Annotated in this window: 23 protein-coding genes (1 of these 23 cut by a window edge); 17 read left to right on the top strand and 6 right to left on the bottom strand. The window is 68.9% G+C overall.

Annotated elements, in window-relative coordinates; all coding sequences use genetic code 11:
• Both N8A90_RS04045 and N8A90_RS04040 read left to right on the top strand, forming a co-directional pair.
• Window positions 1-305, top strand: the final stretch of a protein-coding gene (locus N8A90_RS04045) for an ATP-binding cassette domain-containing protein (protein ID WP_262073367.1). The gene continues 1,600 nt to the left of window position 1, outside the view; 305 of the gene's 1,905 nt are visible here — the last part of the coding sequence; the start codon falls outside the window, past its left edge; the stop codon is at window positions 303-305.
• A gap of 87 nt (window positions 306-392) precedes the next feature.
• Window positions 393-2,141: a phospholipase D family protein gene (locus N8A90_RS04040; RefSeq protein WP_262073366.1), complete on the top strand. Its 1,749-nt coding sequence runs from the start codon at window positions 393-395 to the stop codon at window positions 2,139-2,141.
• 17 nt (window positions 2,142-2,158) lie between these two features.
• Here N8A90_RS04040 and N8A90_RS04035 read toward each other — a convergent pair whose 3' ends face one another.
• Window positions 2,159-3,382, bottom strand: coding sequence for a DUF445 domain-containing protein (locus N8A90_RS04035; RefSeq protein ID WP_262073365.1), 1,224 nt, complete (start codon window positions 3,380-3,382; stop codon window positions 2,159-2,161).
• Window positions 3,383-3,407: 25 nt separating this feature from the next.
• On the bottom strand, window positions 3,408-4,640 hold the full coding sequence (locus N8A90_RS04030) for a M20/M25/M40 family metallo-hydrolase (protein ID WP_262073364.1): 1,233 nt from the start codon (window positions 4,638-4,640) through the stop codon (window positions 3,408-3,410).
• A gap of 100 nt (window positions 4,641-4,740) precedes the next feature.
• Here N8A90_RS04030 and N8A90_RS04025 point away from each other — a divergent pair, with 100 nt between their 5' ends.
• The 3 genes from N8A90_RS04025 to N8A90_RS04015 are packed head-to-tail and all read left to right on the top strand — an operon-like array spanning window position 4,741 to window position 8,321.
• Window positions 4,741-5,967 (top strand): glycerophosphodiester phosphodiesterase, encoded by a 1,227-nt coding sequence (locus N8A90_RS04025; protein WP_262073363.1) that lies wholly within the window; start codon window positions 4,741-4,743, stop codon window positions 5,965-5,967.
• A 57-nt stretch (window positions 5,968-6,024) separates the two neighbouring features.
• Window positions 6,025-7,227 carry a M20 aminoacylase family protein gene (locus N8A90_RS04020; RefSeq protein ID WP_262073362.1) on the top strand — a complete coding sequence of 401 codons (1,203 nt, stop codon included), beginning with the start codon at window positions 6,025-6,027 and terminating at the stop codon, window positions 7,225-7,227.
• Complete coding sequence (locus N8A90_RS04015) at window positions 7,224-8,321, top strand: M14 family metallopeptidase (RefSeq protein WP_262073361.1); 1,098 nt, start codon at window positions 7,224-7,226, stop codon at window positions 8,319-8,321. The genes N8A90_RS04020 and N8A90_RS04015 overlap by 4 nt, the downstream gene beginning before the upstream one ends.
• A gap of 18 nt (window positions 8,322-8,339) precedes the next feature.
• Here the strand turns inward: N8A90_RS04015 and N8A90_RS04010 are convergent, their stop codons facing one another.
• Window positions 8,340-9,107 carry a type III pantothenate kinase gene (locus N8A90_RS04010; RefSeq protein WP_262073360.1) on the bottom strand — a complete coding sequence of 256 codons (768 nt, stop codon included), beginning with the start codon at window positions 9,105-9,107 and terminating at the stop codon, window positions 8,340-8,342.
• A gap of 129 nt (window positions 9,108-9,236) precedes the next feature.
• Between N8A90_RS04010 and lysM the strand changes: the two genes are divergently transcribed.
• Window positions 9,237-9,707 (top strand): peptidoglycan-binding protein LysM, encoded by a 471-nt coding sequence (gene lysM, locus N8A90_RS04005; protein ID WP_262073359.1) that lies wholly within the window; start codon window positions 9,237-9,239, stop codon window positions 9,705-9,707.
• A gap of 22 nt (window positions 9,708-9,729) precedes the next feature.
• Here the strand turns inward: lysM and N8A90_RS04000 are convergent, their stop codons facing one another.
• A complete protein-coding gene (locus N8A90_RS04000; RefSeq protein ID WP_262073358.1) occupies window positions 9,730-10,152 on the bottom strand; it encodes a rhodanese-like domain-containing protein in 423 nt (140 codons plus the stop codon).
• 56 nt (window positions 10,153-10,208) lie between these two features.
• Between N8A90_RS04000 and gorA the strand changes: the two genes are divergently transcribed.
• The 7 genes from gorA to N8A90_RS03965 all read left to right on the top strand — a co-directional run bounded on the left by gorA (window position 10,209) and on the right by N8A90_RS03965 (window position 16,080).
• The gene (gene gorA / locus N8A90_RS03995; RefSeq protein ID WP_262073357.1) at window positions 10,209-11,573 is read left to right on the top strand and encodes a glutathione-disulfide reductase; all 1,365 of its coding nucleotides are present in this window, start codon (window positions 10,209-10,211) and stop codon (window positions 11,571-11,573) included.
• Between the two features lie 60 nt (window positions 11,574-11,633).
• Window positions 11,634-12,029: a YkvA family protein gene (locus N8A90_RS03990; protein WP_262073356.1), complete on the top strand. Its 396-nt coding sequence runs from the start codon at window positions 11,634-11,636 to the stop codon at window positions 12,027-12,029.
• Between the two features lie 77 nt (window positions 12,030-12,106).
• Window positions 12,107-13,591: an AMP nucleosidase gene (locus N8A90_RS03985; protein ID WP_262073355.1), complete on the top strand. Its 1,485-nt coding sequence runs from the start codon at window positions 12,107-12,109 to the stop codon at window positions 13,589-13,591.
• Window positions 13,592-13,647: 56 nt separating this feature from the next.
• On the top strand, window positions 13,648-14,010 hold the full coding sequence (locus tag N8A90_RS03980; protein WP_262073354.1) for a translation initiation factor Sui1: 363 nt from the start codon (window positions 13,648-13,650) through the stop codon (window positions 14,008-14,010).
• Window positions 14,011-14,014: 4 nt separating this feature from the next.
• Window positions 14,015-14,242, top strand: coding sequence for a DUF3820 family protein (locus N8A90_RS03975; RefSeq protein ID WP_262073353.1), 228 nt, complete (start codon window positions 14,015-14,017; stop codon window positions 14,240-14,242).
• A 79-nt stretch (window positions 14,243-14,321) separates the two neighbouring features.
• The gene (locus tag N8A90_RS03970; RefSeq protein WP_262073352.1) at window positions 14,322-15,272 is read left to right on the top strand and encodes an ATP-binding cassette domain-containing protein; all 951 of its coding nucleotides are present in this window, start codon (window positions 14,322-14,324) and stop codon (window positions 15,270-15,272) included.
• 46 nt (window positions 15,273-15,318) lie between these two features.
• Complete coding sequence (locus N8A90_RS03965; protein WP_262073595.1) at window positions 15,319-16,080, top strand: ABC transporter permease; 762 nt, start codon at window positions 15,319-15,321, stop codon at window positions 16,078-16,080.
• A gap of 3 nt (window positions 16,081-16,083) precedes the next feature.
• Here the strand turns inward: N8A90_RS03965 and N8A90_RS03960 are convergent, their stop codons facing one another.
• Window positions 16,084-17,340, bottom strand: coding sequence for a DEAD/DEAH box helicase (locus N8A90_RS03960; protein ID WP_262073351.1), 1,257 nt, complete (start codon window positions 17,338-17,340; stop codon window positions 16,084-16,086).
• A 306-nt stretch (window positions 17,341-17,646) separates the two neighbouring features.
• Here N8A90_RS03960 and N8A90_RS03955 point away from each other — a divergent pair, with 306 nt between their 5' ends.
• The 3 genes from N8A90_RS03955 to N8A90_RS03945 all read left to right on the top strand — a co-directional run bounded on the left by N8A90_RS03955 (window position 17,647) and on the right by N8A90_RS03945 (window position 20,263).
• Window positions 17,647-18,063, top strand: coding sequence for an RNA recognition motif domain-containing protein (locus tag N8A90_RS03955; RefSeq protein ID WP_262073350.1), 417 nt, complete (start codon window positions 17,647-17,649; stop codon window positions 18,061-18,063).
• Window positions 18,064-18,249: 186 nt separating this feature from the next.
• Window positions 18,250-18,738 (top strand): tripartite tricarboxylate transporter TctB family protein, encoded by a 489-nt coding sequence (locus N8A90_RS03950; protein WP_262073349.1) that lies wholly within the window; start codon window positions 18,250-18,252, stop codon window positions 18,736-18,738.
• A 13-nt stretch (window positions 18,739-18,751) separates the two neighbouring features.
• Complete coding sequence (locus tag N8A90_RS03945; RefSeq protein ID WP_262073348.1) at window positions 18,752-20,263, top strand: tripartite tricarboxylate transporter permease; 1,512 nt, start codon at window positions 18,752-18,754, stop codon at window positions 20,261-20,263.
• Window positions 20,264-20,323: 60 nt separating this feature from the next.
• Here N8A90_RS03945 and purT read toward each other — a convergent pair whose 3' ends face one another.
• The gene (purT, locus tag N8A90_RS03940; RefSeq protein WP_262073347.1) at window positions 20,324-21,541 is read right to left on the bottom strand and encodes a formate-dependent phosphoribosylglycinamide formyltransferase; all 1,218 of its coding nucleotides are present in this window, start codon (window positions 21,539-21,541) and stop codon (window positions 20,324-20,326) included.
• A gap of 157 nt (window positions 21,542-21,698) precedes the next feature.
• On the opposite strand from purT, the gene N8A90_RS03935 reads away from it, so the two are divergent.
• Window positions 21,699-22,547, top strand: a complete 849-nt coding sequence (locus N8A90_RS03935; RefSeq protein WP_262073346.1) for a 3-hydroxybutyryl-CoA dehydrogenase — start codon at window positions 21,699-21,701, stop codon at window positions 22,545-22,547.
• Window positions 22,548-22,585 lie beyond the last annotated feature (38 nt).

The following is a 22,585-nucleotide window of genomic DNA, read 5'->3' as shown; positions in this document are numbered from 1 at the left end:
CGCCATCGCCCGCGGCTGTGGCCGCCCCCACACCGGCGCGGGCCGCCGCGGCCGACACGCGCCCCGCCAGCCCGCGCAAGAAGCTCAGCTACAAGGAACAGCGCGAACTCGACGCACTGCCGGCCGCCATTGCCGCCCTGGAAGAAGAGCAGGCACGCATCAGCGAGACGCTGGCACTCGACGGCGGCGCCCTCTACGCGAGCGACGCGACCCGCGCCGCGGCCCTGGCCGAGCGCCACGCCCGCATCGACGAGGAACTGCTCGCCGCGCTCGAGCGGCAGGAAGCGCTCGGCGCAACGCGCTGAAGGCCGGTGCCGCGCCGGCCGCCGTCCGACGGCGGCCGCGCGCGGCATGCGCTATATACACAGCCCCTGCACCGCCGAAACCACCGCATGCCGTCTTCTCGCGCCTTCAGTCGCCACCTTCGCTTCGGCGCCATCGCGCTGCTGCTTCCGCTGTTCCTGGCGGTGGGCTGCGCGCAGCTGCCCAAGGACGTCGAGCGCCCCGTCTCCAACGCGCTCGCCGCACCGGCCGATACCCCGCTGGGCGTCCTCGTGCAACAAAGGCGCGGGGCGGAAGGGACGCGCTTCGATTCCGGCTTTGTCCTCCTCTCCGGGCCGGCGGCCGCCTATGGCAGCCGGCTGGCGTTGATCGAGGCAGCTCAGAAGACGCTCGACCTCCAGTACTACGCCATCCATGCCGACGCGAGCGCCGGCCGACTGCTGCGCGGCCTGGTCGAGGCGGCCCGGCGGGGCGTGCGCGTCCGGGTGCTGCTCGACGACTTCCACAGCACCGGCCGCAACGCACTGGTCATGCAACTGGCCTTCGAGCCCAACATCGAGATGCGCATGTTCAACCCGGTGGCGGGTGCGCGCGGCTCGTCCTTCGGGCGCATGTTCAACGCCCTCGGTGATTTCGACCGCGTGCAGCAGCGCATGCACAACAAGCTCTTCATCGCCGACAACGCCATGGGCGTGACCGGCGGCCGCAACCTGGGCGATGCGTACTTCGGCATCGCGCAGACGGGCAACTTCGTCGATCTCGACGTGCTCGCGGCCGGCCCGATCGTGCAGGACATGTCGCGCAGCTTCGACAGCTACTGGAACAACGAGCGCTCCTACCCCGTGCAGTCGCTGGTGGCGCACGAGGATCTGCTCAAGATCCGCGACCGGGTGCGCGCGGCCAGGGTCGCGCAGCGCGAGCGAGACAGCAACGCGGACGGCGCCCAACCGCCCGACGGCGAACCACGGCCCTCCGACGCGGGGCCGACGGACGCCCAGCGCGCCGCCGCCTGGGACGAGAAGCCGCTCGACCTGCGCACCGCCACCTTCGTCTGGGCCCCCGCGGTGATGCTGGCCGACAAGCCTGCCAAGATCGCCGCCGAAGCGGGCAGCGCCCCGGACACCGCGCCACCGCCGGGCCTGGTGGTGACGCGGCCCCGCACCGCCGGCGCGGCCCGGCGCCTGACCGCCCTGGCGGACGCCTCGGCGAGCGCCGACGGCGGCGAGACCGTGGTTTCCGGCCTGCTGGAGCTGATCGGCCAGGCGCGGACAGACCTGACCATCATCTCGCCCTACTTCGTTCCCGGCCCCGACATGGAGCGCGCCTTCGCCGCAGCCCGCGCGCGGGGAGTGCGGGTGCGCGTGCTGACCAACTCGCTCGCATCCAACGATGCCCCGATCGCGCATGTCGGGTACGCGCGGCACCGCGAAGCGCTGCTGGCCATGGGCGTCGAGCTGTACGAGCTGCGCAGCGAGCAGGCGGGCCTGGGCAGCGCCTTCGGCTCCTCGGGCGCCAGCGCCACCGGCGAATCGCGCTCGATGCTGCACTCCAAGGTACTCGTGATGGACGGCCAGTTGCTGGTGGTCGGTTCGATGAATCTGGACCTGCGCTCCCAGTTGCAGAACACCGAGCTGGCCCTGCTGATCCGCAGCGCCGAGCTGTCGCGCGTGGCCATCGCCCAGATCGAGAACGCCATGCACAAGGGGTCGTGGCACGTCGAGCAGACCGAAGGCGGCCTCGTCTGGCGCGCACCGACGGGCAGCGGTCTGACGGACACCCGCACCGAGCCGGACGCCAGCGTCGGCCTGCGCCTGCTGCTCAAGCTCTTCGGCCCGCTCGCGCCCGACGAATTGCTGTAGCGGCGGCCGCGGCGGCGTCAGGCGGCCAGCGCCTGTGTCACGGTGTGGATCAGCAGCCCCACCAGTCCGCCGACCAAGGTGCCGTTGACCCGGATGAACTGCAGGTCCCGGCCGATGTGGCGCTCCAGCTCGTCCGTCATCTCCTGCGCGTTCCACTGCGCGACCCGCTCGACGATGTAGCGCCGGATGTCCTCGCGGTAGCGGGCGATGGCCACCGGCGCGGCCTCGGTGATCTGCTCGTTGATCCAGCGACGGAAGGCCTCGTCCTGCTGCAGCCGTTCACCCATCGAGCCGGCCAGCGCGGCGATGCGCCGGCGGATGGTCGAATCGTCGCGCGCCAGGTCATCGTGCAGCCAGACCAGCAGCGTGTCCCACAGCCCGCGCAGGTAGTCGGTGAGCGCGGGGTGTGCCAGCAGCTCGGCGCGGATCGCCTCGCCGCGCGCGCGGAAGTCGGGGTCGGACTTCAGGCGCTCGACGAAATCCGCCATGAAGCCGTCGAAGCGCAGCCGCAGCGGATGGCCGGGCTCGGCGGCCACGTCGCCCAGCGTGCGCACCATGGCCGCGACGATCTTGCGCGTCGCGGCACGGGCGGCCACCTGGTCGAGCCCCACGTAGCGCAGTGTCCTGATCTCGCGCGCGATCGCCTCGGTGATGTGTTCCTGCACCGTCTCGCCCTGCATCACGTCGGCGACCTGCGTCAGCACGTCGTCGAGCAGCGCCTGGTGCCGCCCGCCGGCGGTGAGCGCGTCCAGCGCCTGGCCCAGCAGGCGCGACACGTCGACCTGCGCCAGCCCGGCGGCCGCCGCGCGGCCGACGAAGGCGCGCGCCCGCTCGTCGTCGAAGGCGCTCAGGCCGTAGCGCACCACGGCCACCGCATGCTGGCCGAGGCGCTCGCCCTGCGCCGGATCGGCCAGCCAGTTCGCCAGGCGCGCCGCCGGGTCGAACTCGCGCAGCTTGGCCAACACCTGCGGCGTGCTCAGGAAGTTGTCGAGGATGAAGCCGGCCAGCTTGGCGCCGATGCGGTCCTTGTTGGCCGGGATGATGGCGGTGTGCGGAATCGGCAGGCCCAGCGGATGGCGGAACAGCGCCACCACCGCGAACCAGTCGGCGATGGCGCCGACCATGGCCGCTTCGGCGAAGGCCGCGACGTAGCCCCAGGCCGGGTGGCGCGCCTCCAGCGCGTGGGCCACGCCATACAGCAGCGCGGCGCCGCACAGCAGGCCGAACGCGACGCGCTTCATCGCGGTCATCGGAACCCGGTGCGCCTCACGGCAGGCTGCGCGTGTGGGCCAGACCCCGCAGGAAGACCTCGCAGCGCGCGAGTTGCTCGAGCGTCACGTACTCGTCGGGCTGGTGCGCCTGGGTGATGCTGCCGGGGCCGCAGACCACGGTCGGAATGCCCGCGCCCTTGAACAGGCCCGCCTCGGTGCCGAAGGCCACCAGCGTGGTGCCCTGCTCGCCCGACAGGCGCTGGGCCAGCCGGGTGACCGAGTCGGTGGCCGAACCGAGGAAGCTGGGCACCTCGCAGATCGTCTCGAAGCGGAAACCGGCGTCGGCGGCGACCTTCTTCATGGGCACCTCGAGCCGGCCCGCGTAGGCCAGCACTTCCTTCTGCATCTGCTGTGCGTCGGCGGTCGGCAGGTTGCGGAATTCGTAGCGGAACTCGGCATCGCGCGGCACGACGTTGTCGGCGATGCCGCCGTGGAACTGGCCGACGCTGGCGGTGCTGAAGGGCACGTCGAAGCCCTCGTAGCGCCGCTCGTTCTGCTCGAAGCCCTCGGCCATGTCGCGCACCTTGCCGACCACGCGGGCCGCCATCTCGATGGCGTTCACCGACTGCGGCGTGAGCGACGAATGCGCCTCCTTGCCGCGCACGCAGCAGCGGTAGCGGTACACCCCCTTGTGGGCGATGGCCGGCACCATGCTGGTGGGCTCGCCGATGATGCAGGCCATCGGCTGGATGTTCTGCTCCTTCATGTCGGCGATCAGTTCGCGCACGCCGAAGCAGCCGACCTCCTCGTCGTAGCTGAAGGCGAAGTGCACCGCGAAGGGCGCGTTGCTTTCCAGGAAGGCCTCGGCGTTCGCCAGCGCCACGGCGATGAAGCCCTTCATGTCGGCGGCACCCCGGCCGTACAGGCGCGGGCTGCCCAGGGCGGCGAGCTCGTCGTGCGGGCCGGCCGGCACCGGGGGGCCGCCTTCGGAAGGCCAGTGCTGCACCATGGCCGACAGCGGGTCGACGCTCCAGTCCTGCCCGTCCCAGGGCACCGTGTCGGTGTGGCCCGACAGGATGATGCCGCTGCGCTTTCCGGCGCCGAGCGTGGCGAACAGGTTCGCCTTGGTCTTGTCGGCGTTGTAGGTGAGGCGGCTGCGCACGCCCAGCGCGGCGAGCTGGTCGCGCACGAAGCCGATGAGCTCCAGGTTGCTGTTGGCGCTGACGGTGTTCATGCGCACCAGGGTCTGGGCCAGCTCGAGGCTGCGGGCGGAGAGAACGTGTGACATGCAGCCATTGTCCCCGGAAGTGCGCGCGGGCGGTCCGCCTGACCCGCTGTCATCCGCACGGTGTAGGCTGGCCATTCGTTCAATTTCACCGGGGCATGCCATGACGCCTTCCGTTCGCGACCATTCCATCCGCAGCCGTCGGCCCGCCTCGCGACTGGCTCTCCTGGCCCTCGCCGCGCTCGGCCTGGCCGCGTGCACGACGCCGCGCACGCCGACCGCCTTGCCGACGCTCGACGGCAAGCCGCCGCTGGTGGTCGCGCACCGTGGGGCGTCCGGCCAGTTGCCGGAAGAGACGCTGGAGGCCTACGCGCGCGCCATCGAACTGGGCGCCGACGTGATCGAGATGGACCTGCTGTCCACCCAGGACGGCGTGCTCGTCACCCGGCACGACCCCAACCTGATGATCAGCACCGACGTGGCCAGGCACCCCGAGTTCGCATCGCGCAAGAAGACGATGCAGGTCGACGGCGAGACGCAGACCGGCTGGTTCGTCCAGGACTTCACCCTCGCAGAACTGAAGACGCTAGGCGCCATCTCGACCGACGCCGAGCGGCCGCAGCAGTTCAACGGCCGCTTCAAGGTGCCGACCTTCCAGGAGGTGATCGACCTGGCCAAGGCCAAGTCGCGCGAGACCGGCCGCACCATCGCGATCTACCCCGAAACCAAGAACCCGACCTGGTTCCGCGACCTCGGCCTGCCGCTGGAAGACAAGCTGATCGCCATCCTCGAGGCCGCCGGCTGGAACAGCAGGACCGCGCCGGTCTACGTGCAGTCCTTCGAGCCGGGCAGCCTCAAAACCATGAAAGCCAAGGGCCTGAAGACCAAGCTGATCCAGCTGATCGACGGCGACGGCATCGACATGCGCACCGGCGCCATGACCTACGCGGTGCCGGTCGATCGCCCCTACGAGTGGACCCAGACCGGCGACAGGCGCAATTTCGACGTGATGGTGACACCGGCCGGCCTGGCGGAGATCGCCACCTATGCCGACGGCATCGGCCCCTGGAAGCGCTACATCGTCAGCGTCAAGGGCACGATCGGCGCCGACGGCAAGCCGGTCGACATCAACGCCGACGGCAAGATCAACGACGCGGACGCCACCTCGACCGTGCCCACGACGCTGGTGGCCGACGCGCACCGGGCCGGCCTCTTCGTGCACCCCTTCACCTTCCGCAACGAGTCGCGCCGGCTGGCCCGCGACTACCAGGGCGACCCGAAGAACGAGTACCTCGCCTTCTACCGCCTGGGCGTCGACGGCGTCTTCACCGATTTCACCGACACCGCCCTGGCGGCACGAGCCGCCTGGCTGAAGGAAACCGGACGCTGAGCTGCGGCATGGGCACGTTCTTTGCGGGCTTGATGGCCCACGCCTAGACTGTGCCCCATGAAACTCATCGATTCGCTCGTCACCCAGGCTGCCGGCATCGCCTCGATCCGACGCGACCTGCATGCCCACCCCGAACTCTGCTTCCAGGAAGTCCGCACCGCCGACATCGTCGCGGCCAAGCTGACCGAGTGGGGCATCCCGATCCACCGCGGCCTCGGCACCACCGGCGTGGTCGGCATCGTGAAGAACGGCACCAGCCCCCGCGCCATCGGCCTGCGCGCCGACATGGACGCGCTGCCGGTGACCGAGCTCAACACCTTCGAGCACGCCAGCCAGCACCAGGGCAAGATGCACGCCTGCGGCCATGACGGCCACACCGCCATGCTGCTGGCGGCCGCCCAGCACCTGGCCAAGCACCGCAACTTCGACGGCACGGTCTACCTGATCTTCCAGCCGGCCGAAGAAGGCGGCGGCGGCGCCCGCGAGATGATCGCCGAAGGCCTGTTCGAAAAATTCCCGATGGACGCGGTCTACGGCATGCACAACTGGCCCGGCATGAAGGCCGGCCAGTTCGCCGTCAGCCCCGGCCCGGCGATGGCGTCGAGCAACGAGTTCAAGATCACGATCCGCGGCAAGGGCGGCCATGCCGCGCTGCCGCACACCGGCATCGACCCGGTGCCGGTCGCCTGCGAGATGGTGCAGGCCTTCCAGACCATCCTCACGCGCAACAAGAAGCCGACCGACACCGGGCTGATCTCGGTCACGATGATCCACGCCGGCGAGGCCAGCAACGTGATCCCCGACACCTGCGAGCTGCAGGGCACGGTGCGCACCTTCACGATCGAGGTGCTCGACCTGATCGAACGCCGCATGAAGCAGATCGCCGAGCACATCGGCGCCGCGCACGACACCGAGGTCGACTTCTACTTCCACCGCAACTACCCGCCGACCATCAACACCGCCGCCGAAGCCGACTTCGCCCGCGCCGTGATGGCCGGCATCGTCGGCGCCGACAACGTGCTGCCGCAGGAAGCCGCGATGACGGCCGAAGACTTCTCCTTCATGCTGCAGGCCAAGCCGGGCGCCTACGCCTTCATCGGCAACGGCGATGGCGCGCACCGGGACATGCACCACGGCGGTGGCCCGTGCACGCTGCACAACGCCAGCTACGACTTCAACGACGACCTGATCCCGCTGGGCGCGACCTGCTGGGTCGAGCTGGCCGAGCAGTTCCTCCAACCCGGCAGGACCGGCGTGTGATCGGCGTCGTCGAGGCCTTCTCGCCCAGCTACGCGCTGGCGCGCCGCAAGTTCCTGCAGGGCTGCGTCGCAGCGGGCCTCACGGTCGACACCCACCCGCATCCACTGAAGGGGCGGGACGGCGAAGACCTGGCGATGGACGTCGCCTACGACGGCCCGGCCGACGCACGGCAGCTGCTCCTGGTCACCAGCGCCTGCCACGGCGTGGAAGGCCACTGCGGCAGCGGCGTGCAGGTGTTCGCGCTGCAAGACACCGAATGGCGCGAGAAGGCGCACGCGGCCGGCGTCGGCGTGCTCTACGTGCACGCGCTGAACCCGCACGGTTTTTCCTACGGCCGGCGCGTGACCCACGAGAACGTCGACCTCAACCGCAACTTCATGGACTTCGCGCAGCCGCTGCCGGTGAACGCGGCCTACGCCGAATTGCACCCGCTGCTGCTGCCGAAGGCCTGGCCGCCCTCGCCGAAGAACCAGGCGGAGATCGACAGCTGGATCGCCGCGCGCGGCGTGGCGGCGTACCAGGCGGCCATCTCCGGCGGCCAGTACCAGTTCGACGATGGTCTCTTCTTCGGCGGCAAGGCGCCGACCTGGAGCAACCGGACGCTGCGTCAGGTGCTGCGCACCCATGCGCAGCAGGCGAAGCGGCTGGCCTGGATCGACCTGCACACCGGCCTCGGCCCCAACGGCCATGGCGAACGCATCTTCGCCGGCCGCGACGACGCGGCGGCCTATGCGCGAGCGAATGCCTGGTGGGGCGGCGAGACGGCGGTGACGTCGATCTACGACGGTTCGTCCACCTCGGCACTGCTCACCGGCCTGAACTGGGGCGTGATCTACGACGAGTGCCCGCAGGCCGAATACACCGGCATCGCGCTCGAGTACGGCACGGAACCGATCCTCGAGGTGATGGGCGCGCTGCGCGCCGACCACTGGCTGCACAAGCACCCGGAGGCCGCGCCCGAGCTGGCCGATGCGGTCCAGACGCGCGTGCGCGATGCGTTCTACACCGACACCGATGCGTGGAAGGGTCAGGTCATCAGCCAGGCGCGCCAGGCGATGTTCCAGGCCGTGGATGGCCTGAGCGGCAAGGCCTGAAAGCCCGGCGCTTCAGCGTCAGCCGGCGCGCGTCTCGGCGATCACCAGCAGACCGTCCATGATCAGACTGTCGACCAGCTCGAAGGGGCTGACCATCGACGGCGCCATCTTCCAGCCGGCACCACCGGTCATGTAGCAGGCCGGCTCGGCACCGCAGTGGGTCTTGACGTGCTGGCGCATGCGCTCCACCGCGCCGGCGATGGCATAGGTGCCGCCGCTGGTGAGCGCGTCGCTGGTGTTGGTGGGAAAGTCGCGCACCTCGCCGGTCGGAACGTGCAGGCCGGCGGTGCCCGACTCCAGCGCGCGGAGCATGATGCCGTGGCCCGGCAGGATCAGGCCGCCGAGGAACTTGCCGTGCACATCGATCGCCTCGACCGTGACCGCGGTGCCGATCATCACCACCACCATCGGCCGCGCCGGCCCCTGCGACAGCATGCGATGGCGCGCGCCGATCATCGCGACCCAGCGGTCGGCCCCCAGGCGCGTGGGATGGTCGTAGCCGTTGGTCAGCCCGGCTTCGGCGGCGCTCGACACGACCCAGCGCGCCGGGCAATCGAAGCGCTCGAACACCTGCTCCTCGGCGCGCCGGCGCACCGCGTCGCCCGCCACCGCACAACCCAGCATGGCCGTGGGCGATGGCAAATCAGACCACGCGCCTTCGGCCAGGCGATCGATGTGGTCGAGGAATTCGGCCCCGCTCGCCAGCAGTTCGGCGCCCGGTCGCCCCGCCGCATAGAGCGCCCACTTGAGCCGCGTGTTGCCGATGTCGATAGCGAGGAAGGTCATGCCGGATTATTTGCGAGTTTGCGCGAGCCCATGCTTACCCTTGCTTGCAAGCATGCGCCCGGCGCCTACGCTTCGCTGCGACGGGCCTGCTTACAGTGCACCCTCATCACCACACGAAGGAGCACCACCATGGGTCTGCTGAGTTTCATCAAGGAAGCGGGCGAGAAGCTGTTCGGCGGCTCGACCGCGCATGCGGCCGAACCCGGCGCCAACCCCGATACGGCCGCCGCGGCGGCCATCAAGACCTACATCGAGACCCAGAACCTCGGGCTCACCGACCTCGGCGTCGCCTACGCGGGCGCCACCGGCGTGGTCACGCTGTCGGGCAAGGCGCCATCGCAGGAGGCGAGCGAGAAGGCCGGCCTGGCCGCCGGCAACGTGGCGAACGTGACCAGCGTCGACAACCAGCTGGCGGCACCGGAAGCACCGGCCGCGCAGTACCACGACGTGGTGCGCGGCGACACGCTGTCGGCGATCTCGAAGAAGTACTACGGCGACGCCAACAAGTACAACGCGATCTTCGAGGCCAACAAGCCGATGCTCACGCACCCGGACAAGATCTACCCGGGCCAGAAGCTGCGCATTCCGCCGCTGAAGTAGAGGCAGTCGGCGCGGCAGCGCTTCAGTTCTGCCTCCAGGGCAGGCCGTGGAAGCGCCAGCCGCCGGTGCGGCCCCGGTGACCCTGCGCATCGGGGTTGCCCTCGAAGCCTTCGAGGATGTTGTACGCCTCGATGCCCAGTTCGGTCGCGCGCTTCGCGGCGGCGATCGAGCGCACCCCGCTGCGGCACAGCAGCACGGCCTTGCCGCCCGCCGGCACGGCGGCACGCAGGCCTTCGTCGAAGCCCGGGTTCATCGCCATGCCCGGCCACTGCTTCCACGCCAGCGGCACGGCGCCCGGCACGTAGCCCACCCACTCGCGCTCGGCGTCGCTGCGCACATCGACCAGCACGGCCCGGCCATCGGCCACCCACTGTGCGGCCTGCGTGGGCGTGACGTCGCCGGCGTAACCGTCGGCGGGGGTGAAGCCGGTGTCTTGGGAGCGCATGTCATTCCTCGAATTTCGGATGCGTGGAGCTTACAGTCGGTGCAAGGAAAACTCGAATGCCCATATACAACTTCGATCTCTTCGTCATCGGCGGCGGCAGCGGCGGCGTTCGCGCCGCGCGCATGGCCGCGCAGCGCGGGGCGCGCGTGGCACTGGCGGAGGCCGCCGAACTGGGGGGCACCTGCGTCAACGTCGGCTGCATCCCCAAGAAGCTCTACAGCTATGCCGCGGGCTATGCCGAGGCCTTCGAGGAAGCGCCGGGCTACGGCTGGCAGCTCGGCGAGGCGCGCTTCGACTGGGACGTGCTGAAGGCGAACCGCGCCCGCGAGATCCACCGCCTGAACGGCATCTACGGCGGGCTGCTCGACGCGGCCGGCGTCACGCTCGTCAACGGCTGGGCGCATCTCGAAGATGCGCACACGGTGAAGGTCGGCACGTCGCGCCACACGGCACGCCACATCCTCGTGGCGACCGGCGGCCGCCCCTTCGTCCCCGAGCTGCCGGGCCGCGAGCATGTGCAGGTCTCCGACGCGATGTTCGACCTGCCGGCCTTCCCGAAACGGCTTGTCATCGTGGGCGGCGGCTACATCGCCTGCGAGTTCGCGTCCATCTTCAACGGCCTGGGCGCGCAGGTGACGCTGGTGCAGCGCCAGGCGCATCTGCTGAGCGGCTTCGACGAAGACGTGCGCGAATTCCTGGCGCGCGAGATGGGCAAGGCGGGCGTCGACATCCGGCTCAACGCCGAGGTCGCCTCCGTCGCACGCAGCCGCGGCACGGACGCCCCGCTCGCCGTCATGCTGTCGCGCGGCCAGCAGATCGAAGCCGACACCGTGCTCTACGCCACCGGCCGCGTGCCCAACACCGAGGGCTTGTGCCTGGAGGCCGCCGGCGTCGCCCTCGACGAGCGCGGCGCGGTGAAGGTCGACGCGCACTACCGCAGCAGCGTGCCCTCGGTCTACGCACTGGGCGACGTGTCGACCAAGATGCAGCTCACGCCGGTCGCGCTGGCCGAGGCGATGGCCTTGGTCGACGCGCTCTTCGGCGACGGGAAGCGCAAGGTCGACTACGACTGCGTGCCCACTGCCGTCTTCACGCACCCGAACGTCGGCACCTGCGGCCTGACCGAAGCCGAGGCGCGCAAGAAGTACGAGAAGGTCACGCTCTTCAGCAGCGAGTTCAAGACGCTGCGCCACACGCTCTCCGGCCGCCAGGAACGCACCTTTCTCAAGCTGATCGTGGACACCGCCAGCGACCGCGTCGTCGGCCTGCACATGGTCGGCCCCGACGCCGGCGAGGTGGTGCAGGGCTTCGCGGTGGCGATGCGTGCCGGCGCCACCAAGGCGCACTTCGACACGACCATCGGCATCCACCCGACGGTCGCCGAAGAGTTCGTCACCATGCGCGAACCCATGCCGGGTTGAGGTCGCCATACCGGCCCGACCCTTGCGGCACGTCGTGCCAAGACCCTCACGGCACACGCCATGCGCCTGACCGACGCGCTGAAGCAATGGGCCAGGCGGGTCAAGCGTGACGGCGTGACGCTGTGGTTCGCGGCCCGGAATGCCCGGACGCCGTGGTACGCGAAGGCCTTGGGCGCCGTGGTGGTGGCCTACGCACTGAGCCCCATCGACCTGATCCCCGACTTCATTCCCGTGCTCGGCTACGTCGACGACGTGCTGCTGCTGCCCGGCCTGATCTGGCTGGCCATCCGGCTCCTGCCCGAGGACGTGCGCTCGGAATGCCGCGCTCAGGCCGACGCCTGGATGCTGGCGAAGGGCTCGAAGCCCCGCAGCCGGATCGGCGCGGTCCTGGTCGTGGCGCTGTGGCTGGCGGCCGGCGTGGCGACAGGGTTTTGGCTCGCGCGATCCGCTTCCTGACGGCGGATCGCGCGCAGGGCACAGCCTCGGCGAGCGGCACGCGCAGCCGCACCGGCGGACAACTGCACAATGGCGCCATGCCCTACATGCCGCCCTTCGTCGCCCCCGCCCGTTTCACCGATGCCGCCGCCGCGCTGGCCCAGGTCCAGAGGATCTACCAGGAGGCGCTGGCGCACCTGCGGGAGTCGATGCTGCGCTTCGTGGCGGGCGAGACGCTGCCGGGCCGGGTGCGGGCCTGCTACCCCTTCGTGCGGGTGCACACGCACACCGTGTCGCGCCAGAGCCCGCCGACCACCGCCGGCCTGAGCTACGGCTTCGTGGCCGGGCCGGGCCGCTACGAGACGACGCTGACGCGGCCCGACCTGTTCCACCGCTACTACCTGGAGCAGTTCCGCCTGCTGCTGGAGAACCACGGGGTGGAACTGGAAGTCGGCACCGCCACCCAGCCGATCCCGATCCACTTCTCCTTCGCCGAGAACGACCACATCGAGGGCACCATGAGCGCCGAACGCCGCGCCCTGATGCGCGACGTGTTCGACCTGCCCGACCTGGCCGCGATGGACGACGGCATCGCCAACGGCACCTACGAGCCGAAGGCCGGCGAGCCGCAGCCGCTGGCGCTGTTCACCGGTGCGCGGGTGGACTACTCGCTGCACCGGCTGCGCCACTACACGGGCACGGCGCCGGAGTGGTTCCAGAACTTCGTGCTGTTCACCAACTACCAGTTCTACATCGACGAGTTCGTAGCGCTCGGCCACCAGGAGATGGCGAACCCCGACAGCCCCTACATCGCATTCATCGAGCCGGGCAACGTGACCGCCTACCGCAACGGCTACCAGGGACCGGAAGGCGGCATGGCGCCGCCGCGGCTGCCGCAAATGCCGGCCTACCACCTGGTGCGCGAAGACCGCGCCGGCATCACGATGGTGAACATCGGCGTCGGCCCGTCGAACGCCAAGACCATCACCGACCACATCGCCGTACTGCGCCCGCACGCCTGGATGATGCTGGGCCACTGCGCGGGCCTGCGCAACAGCCAGCAGCTGGGCGACTACGTGCTGGCCCACGCCTACGTGCGCGAGGACCATGTGCTCGACGAGGAGCTGCCGCTGTGGGTGCCGATCCCGGCGCTGGCCGAGATCCAGCTGGCGCTCGAGAAGGCGGTGGAAGAAGTCACGCAGATCAGCGGCCCCGACCTCAAGACCATCATGCGCACCGGCACCGTGGCCAGCACCGACAACCGCAACTGGGAGCTGCTGCCGCAGAACGAGCCGCAGCGCCGCTTCAGCCAGAGCCGCGCGGTGGCGCTCGACATGGAAAGCGCCACCATCGCGGCCAACGGCTTCCGCTTCCGGGTGCCCTACGGCACGCTGCTGTGCGTGTCCGACAAGCCGCTGCACGGCGAGATCAAGCTGCCCGGCATGGCCAACCACTTCTACCGCGAGCGGGTCGAGCAGCACCTGCGCATCGGCATGAAGGCGATCGAGATCCTGCGCGCCGAAGGCTCGAGCCGGCTGCACAGCCGCAAGCTGCGCAGCTTCGCCGAGGTCGCATTCCAATAGGCGCAGGCCGCCACCGAAGGTGGCACCCGCTCCCCCGCGATTCCATTGTTCCCAACATGATGCACAGCACGTCCTCCAGCCGCCTGGTCTATTCCACCGACAAAGGCCGCGTCTGCCCCGACTGCCGGCAGGCAATCGCCGACTGCCGCTGCAAGGCCACGGCCGCAGCGCCGAAGGGCGACGGCATCGTGCGCATCTCGCTCGACATCAAGGGCCGCAAGGGCAAGGGCGTGACGCTGGTGCGCGGCGTGCCGCTCGCGGCCGACGCGCTGACCGCGCTCGCCAAGCAGCTCAAGGCGAACTGCGGCTCGGGCGGTACGGTGAAGGACGGCGTCATCGAGATCCAGGGCGACCACCGCGACACCGTCGCCGCCGCGCTGCAGAAGCAGGGCATGACGGTCAAGCGCGCGGGCGGGTAGGCCCATGAACCCGGAAGACCTGCAGCGCCTCGTCACCCTGCCGATGCCCTTCGGCAAGTACAAGGGCACGCTGATCGCCGACCTGCCCGGCAACTACCTGACCTGGTTCGCCCGCGAGGGCTTTCCCAAGGGCGAGATCGGCCGGCTGCTGCAGCTGATGCACGAGATCGACCACAACGGCCTCAAGCCGCTGCTCGCGCCGCTGCGCAACGCCGGCAGCCGCAGCGCTTAGACGGAGGTACAGGCGTTCGGATAGCGGGCCACCGTCGGCCCCCCTGTCGATGGCCGGCGCCTGGCCGGCTTCCCCCACAATGCGGCCGGTGAGCAACACCCCCCTCTTCCAGGTCCGTCACCTGCGCAAGCGCTACGCCGAGTCGACCGTCGTCGACGATCTGTCCTTCGAGATCGCGCCCGGCGAATGCCTCGGCGTCATCGGCCCCAATGGGGCCGGCAAGACGACCACCATCCGCATGTGCCTGGGCCTCACGGCACCGGACGACGGCGACATCACCTACTTCGGGGACGCCGGTGCATTGCAGATGCCGCGCGACGCACTGGCCATCAAGGCGCAGCTGGGCGTGGTGACCCAGTTCGACACGCTCGACCCGGACTTCGACTGCGCCGAGAACCTGATGGTCTACGCCCGCTACTTCGGCTTTCGCCGCGCCGACATCGCGCCGCGCATCCCCGAACTGCTCGCGTTCGCGGCGCTCACGCACAAGGCCAGCGCCAAACCGGGCGAGTTGTCGGGCGGCATGAAGCGGCGCCTGTCGCTGGCACGCGCGCTGGTCAACGACCCGAAGCTGCTACTGCTCGACGAACCCACCACCGGGCTCGACCCGCAGGCGCGCCACCTGATGTGGGAGCGGCTGCAGGTGCTGCTGCAGCGCGGCAAGTCGATCCTGCTGACCACCCACTTCATGGACGAGGCCGAGCGCCTGTGCACGCGCTTGCTGGTGCTCGATCACGGCCGCAAGATCGCCGAGGGCCGGCCGCGCGACCTGATCGCCGAGCACCTCGAGCCCGACGTGGTCGAGGTCTACGGCAACGGCGCGCTCGAACTGGCCGGCGCGGCCGACCTCGCGCCGCTGGCCGCGCGCATCGAGGTCAGCGGCGAGACGGTGTTCTTCTACACGCAGGACGCGCGGCGGCTGCTCGATGCGCTGACGCAGCGCGGCGGGCTGCGCACCTTCCATCGCCCGGCCAACCTGGAAGACCTGTTCCTGAAACTCACCGGGAGGCAGATTCGTGAAGACGGTTGAAGCGACGCGGCCCACGCCGTCTGTCTGGCGCCCGCCCACGCTCTCGATGCGATGGTGGCCGGTGTTCCTGCGGAACTGGCTGGTGTGGCGCAAGCTGGCGATCCCCAGCCTGATCGGCAACATCGCCGAGCCGCTGATCTGGCTGGTCGCGTTCGGCTACGGCATGGGCGCACTGGTCGGGCAGGTCGAGGTGAACGGCACGCAGGTGCCCTACATCCTGTTCCTGGCGAGCGGCTCGATCTGCATGAGCGCGATGAACGCAGCGAGCTTCGAGGCGCTGTATTCGGCGTTCTCGCGCATGCATGTGCAGAAGACCTGGGACGGGATCATGAACGCGCCCATCGGCCTCGACGACGTGGTGCTGGCCGAGATGCTGTGGGCCGCCTTCAAGGCCATCTTCACGGTGACGGCGATCATGGCCGTGATGCTCGCGCTGGGCATCAGCCACAGCCCCAAGCTGGTCGTCGCGTGGGCCGTGCTGGTGGGCTCGGGCATCACCTTCTCGTCGGTCGCGCTGATCTTCAACGCGCTCGCCAAGGGCTACGACTTCTTCACCTACTACTTCACGCTCTTCATGACGCCGATGATGTTCCTGTCGGGCGTGTTCTTCCCGCTGGAACAGTTGCCGGGCTTCGTGCGAACCATCGCGGCCTGGCTGCCGCTGACCAATGCGGTCGCGCTGGTGCGCCCCCTCTTCATGGACCAGTGGCCGAGCGACGCGCTGCGCCACGGGGGGGTGTTGGCCGCCTATGCGGTGGCCGCGTTCTGGGTCGCGCTGGCGCTCACGCGGCGCCGCTTCAAGGCCTGAGGCTCAGGAGGGCTTGCCGGCGGCTGCCGCCGCACGCAGCTTGTCCTTCTTGCTCGGGCGCTTGCCCTTCACGCCACCCGTGCCGGACGGCGCGACGGCGCCCGGCAGCGGTTCGGCCGGCGGCGCTGGCTCGAAACCGGCGATCTGCTCGCGCGGCACCTGCGCGCCCTGGCGCTTCTCGATCAGGCGGAAGTGCGCCTCGGTCTCGGCACTGACGAAGCTGACCGCCACACCGCTCTCGCCGGCACGGCCGGTGCGCCCGATGCGGTGCACGTGGTCGACCGCCGAGCGCGGCAGGTCGTAGTTCACCACCGCCGGCAATTGCACCACGTCGATGCCGCGCGCCGCCAGGTCGGTGGCGACCACCACCTGCACGCGGGAAGCCTTGAAGTCGGCCAGCACCTGGCTGCGCTTGCCCTGGCTCAGCACACCGTGGAAAGGCTCGGCCTCCAGCCCGGTCTTGCGCAGCTTGTCGGCCACGATCTCGGCCGCATGCTTGGTCGCGACGAAGACCAGCACCCGCGGCCAAGCCTCATCCTTGACCAGCTTCGCGAGCAGTTGTGTACGCCGCGACGGGTCGACTTCGATGGCCCGCTGCGCGATGTCGGGGGCGCTTTCAGGCTCGGCCGGCACGTCGATGCGCAACGGGTCGCGCAGCGCCGAGGTGGCCAATGCGGCAATCGCCTGCGGGAAGGTGGCCGAGAACAGCAGCGTCTGTCGCCGCTCCGGCAGCTGCTCGAGGATGCGCCCAAGTTCTTCGGCGAAGCCCAGGTCGAGCAGCCGGTCGGCCTCGTCCAGCACCAGCGTCGCCACGTTGCCCAGGCGCAGCGCGTTGTGGGCGATCAGGTCGAGCAGCCGGCCCGGCGTGGCGACCACCAGGTCGGCGCCGCCGCGCAGGCCCATGAGCTGCGGGTTGATCGAGACACCGCCGAACATCACGGCGATACGAAGCGTTTCGGGCAGGCTCTTCGCGAATTCATGCAGGGTTTCACCCAGCTGCTGGGCCAGTTCGCGGGTGGGAACGAGCACCAATGCGCGCGGATGACGGGTTTTTTCGTGGCGGCGATCCAACAATCCCTGCAGCAAAGGAAGGGCATAGGCGGCCGTCTTGCCGGAACCGGTCTGGGCCGACGCCAGGACATCGCGCCCGGCCAGAACGGCCGGGATCGCTTCGCGCTGGATCGGCGTGGGCACGGCATAACCCTGTCCGGCGGCGGCTTGCGCCAGAGGAGAAATGAGGCCCAGGGCGGTGAATGGCATGCGGCGGAACGATTGGAATGGAGCACGGAAAAGACGGGCGCGCGGCGCGCCGCCGAAGCCTGGAAGGATAGCCAGCGCCCTCGCCGACGACGCCCGCCGGCCGGCGTTTTGCGCTTTATTCGCGTGTAACGAAAGCTTTTTCCCTAAAAGCCCAGGAGTGGACGACAATGTGCAAGCGTTTCTGGCGAACCTTCGTCGGAAACGTGAACGGTGATAGGTCAGTTTCGCGCCACAGCGCTCATTCAGTCAGTTGTGATTCTGGGACTCCATCGCTTTGTTATTTTGGTTTGAATTAGGAGTCCCTCCATGGGCAAAAAACTGTACGTAGGCAATCTGTCCTACTCCATCCGCGACAACGATCTGGAACAAGCCTTCGGCGAGTTCGGTGCTGTGACCAGCGCCAAGGTCATGATGGAACGCGAAACCGGCCGCTCCAAGGGCTTCGGCTTCGTGGAAATGGGCACCGACGCTGAAGCGCTGGCTGCCATCGAAGGCCTGAACGGCCACTCCCTCGACGGCCGTGCACTCACCGTGAACGAAGCCCGTCCGATGGAACCCCGTCCTGCTGGCGGCGGCTTCGGCGGCGGCCGCAGTGGCGGCGGCGGTGGTGGCGGCTACGGCGGTGGTGGTGGCGGCGGTTACGGCGGCGGCGGCGGTGGCCGTAGCGGCGGTGGCGGCGGTGGTGGTTACGGCGGCGGCGGCGGTGGCCGCGGCGGCTACTAAGCCCTCTCGCACCTCACTGAAAAAAGGCTCCTTCGGGAGCCTTTTTTGCGTCCTGGATTGCCCATTTATTGAGCACCCGCTCGGATACCCGTACGAGGCGCTACGCGTTACTGCTTAGCCCTCGCGTCAGCCAGTGGTCAGCCTCATCCAACGACCCTCACGCCTCCAATTCACGGGGTCGAGACAATGGGAATCAAGAGTCAGGCTGACTTCTTTTCGGGGGTCATGTTCACTGCGGTGGGCGCCACTTTCGCGGTCGGCGCCACCACCTACAACATCGGGGACGGCGCCCGCATGGGGCCGGGCTACTTCCCGCTCATGCTGGGCATTCTGCTGGCCGTGCTGGGCCTGCTGATCATCTTCCAGGCGCTGGTGGTGGAAACCGCCGACGGCGGAAAGATCGGCAAATGGGCCTGGAAGCCGCTGTTCTTCGTGATCGCCGCCAACGTCGCCTTCGGCGTGCTGCTGGGCGGTCTGCCGAGCATCGGCCTGCCGGCCATGGGCCTGATCATGGCGATCTACGCCCTCACCATCATCGCGAGCCTGGCGGGCGAGCACTTCAAGCTGCGCGACGTGCTGGTGCTCGCCACCATCCTCGCCGTGGGCAGCTACATCGCGTTCATCTGGGCCCTCAAGCTGCAGATCCAGGTCTGGCCGACCTTCATTTCGGGCTGAGGAGAGACACGACATGGACCTGTTCCACAACCTGGCGATCGGCTTCGGCGTCGCCTTCACCTTCACCAACCTGCTGTACTGCCTGGTCGGTTGCATTCTGGGCACGCTGATCGGCGTGCTCCCCGGCATCGGCCCGGTCGCGACCATCGCGATGCTGCTGCCCGCCACCTACGCGCTGCCGCCCGTGTCGGCGCTGATCATGCTGGCCGGCATCTACTACGGCGCGCAGTACGGCGGCTCGACCACGGCCATCCTGGTGAACCTGCCCGGTGAATCATCGTCGGTCGTGACCTGTATCGACGGCTACCAGATGGCGCGGCAGGGCCGGGCGGGCCCTGCGCTCGCGGCGGCCGGCCTGGGCTCTTTCTTCGCCGGCTGCGTCGGCACGCTGATCCTGGCGGCCTTCGCGCCACCGCTGACCGAGCTGGCCTTCAAGTTCGGCCCGGCCGAGTACTTCTCGCTGATGACGCTGGGCCTGATCGGCGCCGTGGTGCTGGCCTCGGGCTCGCTGCTCAAGGCGGTCGCCATGATCGTGCTGGGCCTGCTGCTGGGCATCGTCGGCACCGACGTGAACTCGGGGGTGGCGCGCTTCAGTTTCGACATCCCGGAACTGACCGACGGCATCGGCTTCGTGGTCATCGCCATGGGCGTGTTCGGCTACGGCGAAATCATCGGCAACCTGTCGCAGCCCGATGACGAGCGCGAGGTGTTCACCGCCAACGTGAAGGGCCTGTTCCCCACGAAGGAAGACTTCAAGCGCATGGCCCCGGCCGTGCTGCGCGGCACCGCCCTCGGCTCGGCCCTGGGCATCCTGCCCGGCGGCGGCGCGCTGCTGGCGGCCTTCGCGGCCTACGCGCTCGAGAAGAAGGTCAAGATGAGCCCCGGCGAAGTGCCCTTCGGCAAGGGCAACATCCGCGGCGTGGCATCGCCCGAATCGGCCAACAACGCCGGTGCGCAGACCTCCTTCATCCCGCTGCTGACACTGGGCATTCCGCCCAACGCCGTGATGGCGCTGATGGTCGGTGCCATGACCATCCACAACATCCAGCCCGGCCCGCAGGTGATGACCAGCAACCCGGAACTGTTCTGGGGTCTGATCGCCTCGATGTGGATCGGCAACGCGATGCTGGTGATCCTGAACCTGCCGCTGATCGGCATGTGGATCAAGCTGCTGACGGTCCCCTACAAGTTCCTGTTCCCGGCCATCGTGCTGTTCTGTGCGGTCGGCGTGTACTCGACCAACAACAACACCTTCGACGTGTGGATGGTCGCGATCTTCGGCGTGATCGGCTACGTCTTCCTCAAGCTCAAGACCGAGCCCGCGCCACTGCTGCTGGGCTTCATCCTCGGGCCGATGATGGAAGAGAACCTGCGCCGCGCGCTGCTGCTGTCGCGTGGCACCTGGAGCGTGTTCGTCACGCGTCCGCTGTCGGCCGGCCTGCTGGTGGCGGCGTGCCTGTTGCTCGGCATCGTGCTGCTGCCGTCGATCAAGGCGAAGCGCGAAGAGGCCTTTGTGGAGGAGTAAGTTCTTCGCGCCAACAAGAAAGCCGCCCTCGGGCGGCTTTCTGCTTTTGGGCGTCGTGCTTTACGCCTTGCGGGGCTTCACGCGCGAAGCAGCTTCCTTGGCGTTCGCGCGGGCGGTGTCGATGTCGGGAGCATGCGCCAGCGCCACGCCCATGCGGCGCTTGACGAAGCTCTCGGGCTTGCCGAACAGGCGGATGTCGACGCCATGCACCTGCAGGGCATCGGCCACGCCGTCGAAGACGATGCCGGTGGCGTCGACGCCGCCGTAGATCACGGCGCTGGCGCCGGCGCTCTTGAGCGTGGTGTCGACCGGCAGGCCCAGGATGGCGCGGGCGTGCAACTCGAACTCGTTCTGCCATTGCGTCGCCATCGTCACCATGCCGGTGTCGTGCGGGCGCGGGCTGACTTCGCTGAACCAGACCTCCTCGCCCTTCACGAAGAGTTCGACGCCGAACAGCCCCTGGCCGCCGAGGTCGTCGGCCACCGCCTTGGCGATCTGCTGGGCTTTCTTCAGCGCCACCGGCGACATCGGGTGCGGCTGCCAGCTCTCGACGTAGTCTCCGCTCACCTGCACGTGGCCGATGGGCTCGCAGAACTGCGTCTGCACGGAAGCCTTGGCATCGAGCGCACGCACCGTCAGCAGCGTGATCTCGTAGTCGAAGTCGATGAAGCCTTCGACGATCACGCGGCCATGGCTCACACGGCCGCCGGCCATGGCGTAGTCCCACGCCTTCTTCACGTCGGCCGGGCCGTCGATCTTGCTCTGGCCCTTGCCGGAGCTGCTCATCACCGGCTTGACGATGCAGGGGTAACCTATTCCTTCGCCATTCTCGGCATCGATCGCAGCCTGCAGTTCCTCCAGCGAATCGCAGAACCTGTAGGGGCTGGTCGGCACGCCCAGCGTCTCGGCCGCCAGGCGGCGGATGCCTTCGCGGTCCATCGTGAGGCGGGCCGCGCGGGCGGTCGGGATCACGCGCACGACGCCGGCGCTTTCCAGTTCCTGCAGCATCGGCGTGGCGATGGCCTCGATCTCGGGCACGACCAGATGCGGCTTCTCAGCCTCGATCAGCGCCTTGAGCTGCGCCGGGTCGCTCATCGTGATGGTGCGCGCATGGTGCGCGACCTGCTGGCCGGGCGCGTTCTCGTAGCGGTCGACCGCGATGGTCTCCACGCCCAGGCGCTGCAACGCGATCAGCACCTCCTTGCCGAGCTCGCCGGAGCCGAGCAGCATCACGCGGGTGGCGTGGGGGGACAGGGGGGTGCCGAGGGGGGTCGTCATGAAAGCGCTCCGAGGGGGACTGGAAAACCGGGCACTTTAATGCACCGGTCCTGTCGGCTGGAGCACAACGTTTGCTCGCCGCGCTGCGACACAATGGCCGTCATCGTGCGGGCTACGCTCGCATCCTTTCATCGCAACACCAAACGAGGAGCATTTCATGCGCATTCAAACCGTCGGCATCATCGGAGCCGGAACCATGGGCAACGGCATCGCGCAGGCCTGCGCGGTCGCCGGCATGAAGGTCGTGATGGTCGACATCGCGCAAGCCGCCGTCGACAAGGGCCTGGCCACGGTCAGCGGCAGCCTCGACCGGCTGATCAAGAAGGAAAAGCTGACGGCCGAACAGAAGACCGCGGCGCTGGCGCTGATCCAGGGTTCGACGAACTACGAGGACCTCAAGGGCGCCCAGTTGGTGATCGAGGCCGCCACCGAGAACTACGAGCTCAAGCTGAAGATCCTCAAGCAGATCGACACGATGCTCGCGCCCGAGGTGATCATCGCGTCGAACACCTCCTCGATCTCGATCACCAAGCTGGCGGCCGCCACCTCGCGTGCCGATCGCTTCATCGGCATGCACTTCTTCAACCCGGTGCCGATGATGGCGCTGGTGGAGATCATCCGCGGCTACCTCACGAGCGACGCCACGCACGACGCGGTGAAGGCACTGTCCGTGGCGCTCGGCAAGTCGCCGATCACGGTGAAGAACGCGCCGGGCTTCGTGGTCAACCGCATCCTGGTGCCGATGATCAACGAGGCCTTCTTCGTGCTGTCCGAAGGCATCGCGACGGCCGAGGACATCGACGCCGGCATGAAGCTCGGCACCAACCAGCCCATCGGCCCGCTGGCCCTGGCCGACATGATCGGCCTGGACGTGTGCCTGGCGGTGATGGACGTGTACCTCGAGGAGTACGGCGACTCCAAGTACCGGCCCTGCCCGCTGTTGAAAGAAATGGTCGCGGCCGGTCAACTCGGCCGTAAAACCGGCCGCGGTGTGTACACCTATTGAGCGTGCCGTGCGGGCACATCCGCCCGCTTCCCGGCGCG

The organism is Variovorax sp. N23 (genome assembly GCF_025486315.1).
In the GTDB taxonomy this organism is placed as follows: domain Bacteria; phylum Pseudomonadota; class Gammaproteobacteria; order Burkholderiales; family Burkholderiaceae_C; genus Variovorax.
The sequence above is the reverse complement of the archived record's forward strand: the minus strand, read 5'-3'. Positions and strand labels throughout refer to the sequence as shown.

What these genes read in the sequence shown, in the direction of transcription:
- N8A90_RS04040 (WP_262073366.1), top strand. Translation starts at nt 393, where the DNA reads ATGCCGTCTTCTCGCGCCTTCAGTCGCCACCTTCGCTTCGGCGCCATC.
- N8A90_RS04035 (WP_262073365.1), bottom strand. Translation starts at nt 3,382, where the DNA reads ATGAAGCGCGTCGCGTTCGGCCTGCTGTGCGGCGCCGCGCTGCTGTAT.
- N8A90_RS04030 (WP_262073364.1), bottom strand. Translation starts at nt 4,640, where the DNA reads ATGTCACACGTTCTCTCCGCCCGCAGCCTCGAGCTGGCCCAGACCCTG.
- N8A90_RS04025 (WP_262073363.1), top strand. Translation starts at nt 4,741, where the DNA reads ATGACGCCTTCCGTTCGCGACCATTCCATCCGCAGCCGTCGGCCCGCC.
- N8A90_RS04020 (WP_262073362.1), top strand. Translation starts at nt 6,025, where the DNA reads ATGAAACTCATCGATTCGCTCGTCACCCAGGCTGCCGGCATCGCCTCG.
- N8A90_RS04010 (WP_262073360.1), bottom strand. Translation starts at nt 9,107, where the DNA reads ATGACCTTCCTCGCTATCGACATCGGCAACACGCGGCTCAAGTGGGCG.
- lysM (WP_262073359.1), top strand. Translation starts at nt 9,237, where the DNA reads ATGGGTCTGCTGAGTTTCATCAAGGAAGCGGGCGAGAAGCTGTTCGGC.
- N8A90_RS04000 (WP_262073358.1), bottom strand. Translation starts at nt 10,152, where the DNA reads ATGCGCTCCCAAGACACCGGCTTCACCCCCGCCGACGGTTACGCCGGC.
- gorA (WP_262073357.1), top strand. Translation starts at nt 10,209, where the DNA reads ATGCCCATATACAACTTCGATCTCTTCGTCATCGGCGGCGGCAGCGGC.
- N8A90_RS03990 (WP_262073356.1), top strand. Translation starts at nt 11,634, where the DNA reads ATGCGCCTGACCGACGCGCTGAAGCAATGGGCCAGGCGGGTCAAGCGT.
- N8A90_RS03985 (WP_262073355.1), top strand. Translation starts at nt 12,107, where the DNA reads ATGCCCTACATGCCGCCCTTCGTCGCCCCCGCCCGTTTCACCGATGCC.
- N8A90_RS03980 (WP_262073354.1), top strand. Translation starts at nt 13,648, where the DNA reads ATGATGCACAGCACGTCCTCCAGCCGCCTGGTCTATTCCACCGACAAA.
- N8A90_RS03975 (WP_262073353.1), top strand. Translation starts at nt 14,015, where the DNA reads ATGAACCCGGAAGACCTGCAGCGCCTCGTCACCCTGCCGATGCCCTTC.
- N8A90_RS03970 (WP_262073352.1), top strand. Translation starts at nt 14,322, where the DNA reads ATGCGGCCGGTGAGCAACACCCCCCTCTTCCAGGTCCGTCACCTGCGC.
- N8A90_RS03965 (WP_262073595.1), top strand. Translation starts at nt 15,319, where the DNA reads ATGCGATGGTGGCCGGTGTTCCTGCGGAACTGGCTGGTGTGGCGCAAG.
- N8A90_RS03960 (WP_262073351.1), bottom strand. Translation starts at nt 17,340, where the DNA reads ATGCCATTCACCGCCCTGGGCCTCATTTCTCCTCTGGCGCAAGCCGCC.
- N8A90_RS03955 (WP_262073350.1), top strand. Translation starts at nt 17,647, where the DNA reads ATGGGCAAAAAACTGTACGTAGGCAATCTGTCCTACTCCATCCGCGAC.
- N8A90_RS03950 (WP_262073349.1), top strand. Translation starts at nt 18,250, where the DNA reads ATGGGAATCAAGAGTCAGGCTGACTTCTTTTCGGGGGTCATGTTCACT.
- N8A90_RS03945 (WP_262073348.1), top strand. Translation starts at nt 18,752, where the DNA reads ATGGACCTGTTCCACAACCTGGCGATCGGCTTCGGCGTCGCCTTCACC.
- purT (WP_262073347.1), bottom strand. Translation starts at nt 21,541, where the DNA reads ATGACGACCCCCCTCGGCACCCCCCTGTCCCCCCACGCCACCCGCGTG.
- N8A90_RS03935 (WP_262073346.1), top strand. Translation starts at nt 21,699, where the DNA reads ATGCGCATTCAAACCGTCGGCATCATCGGAGCCGGAACCATGGGCAAC.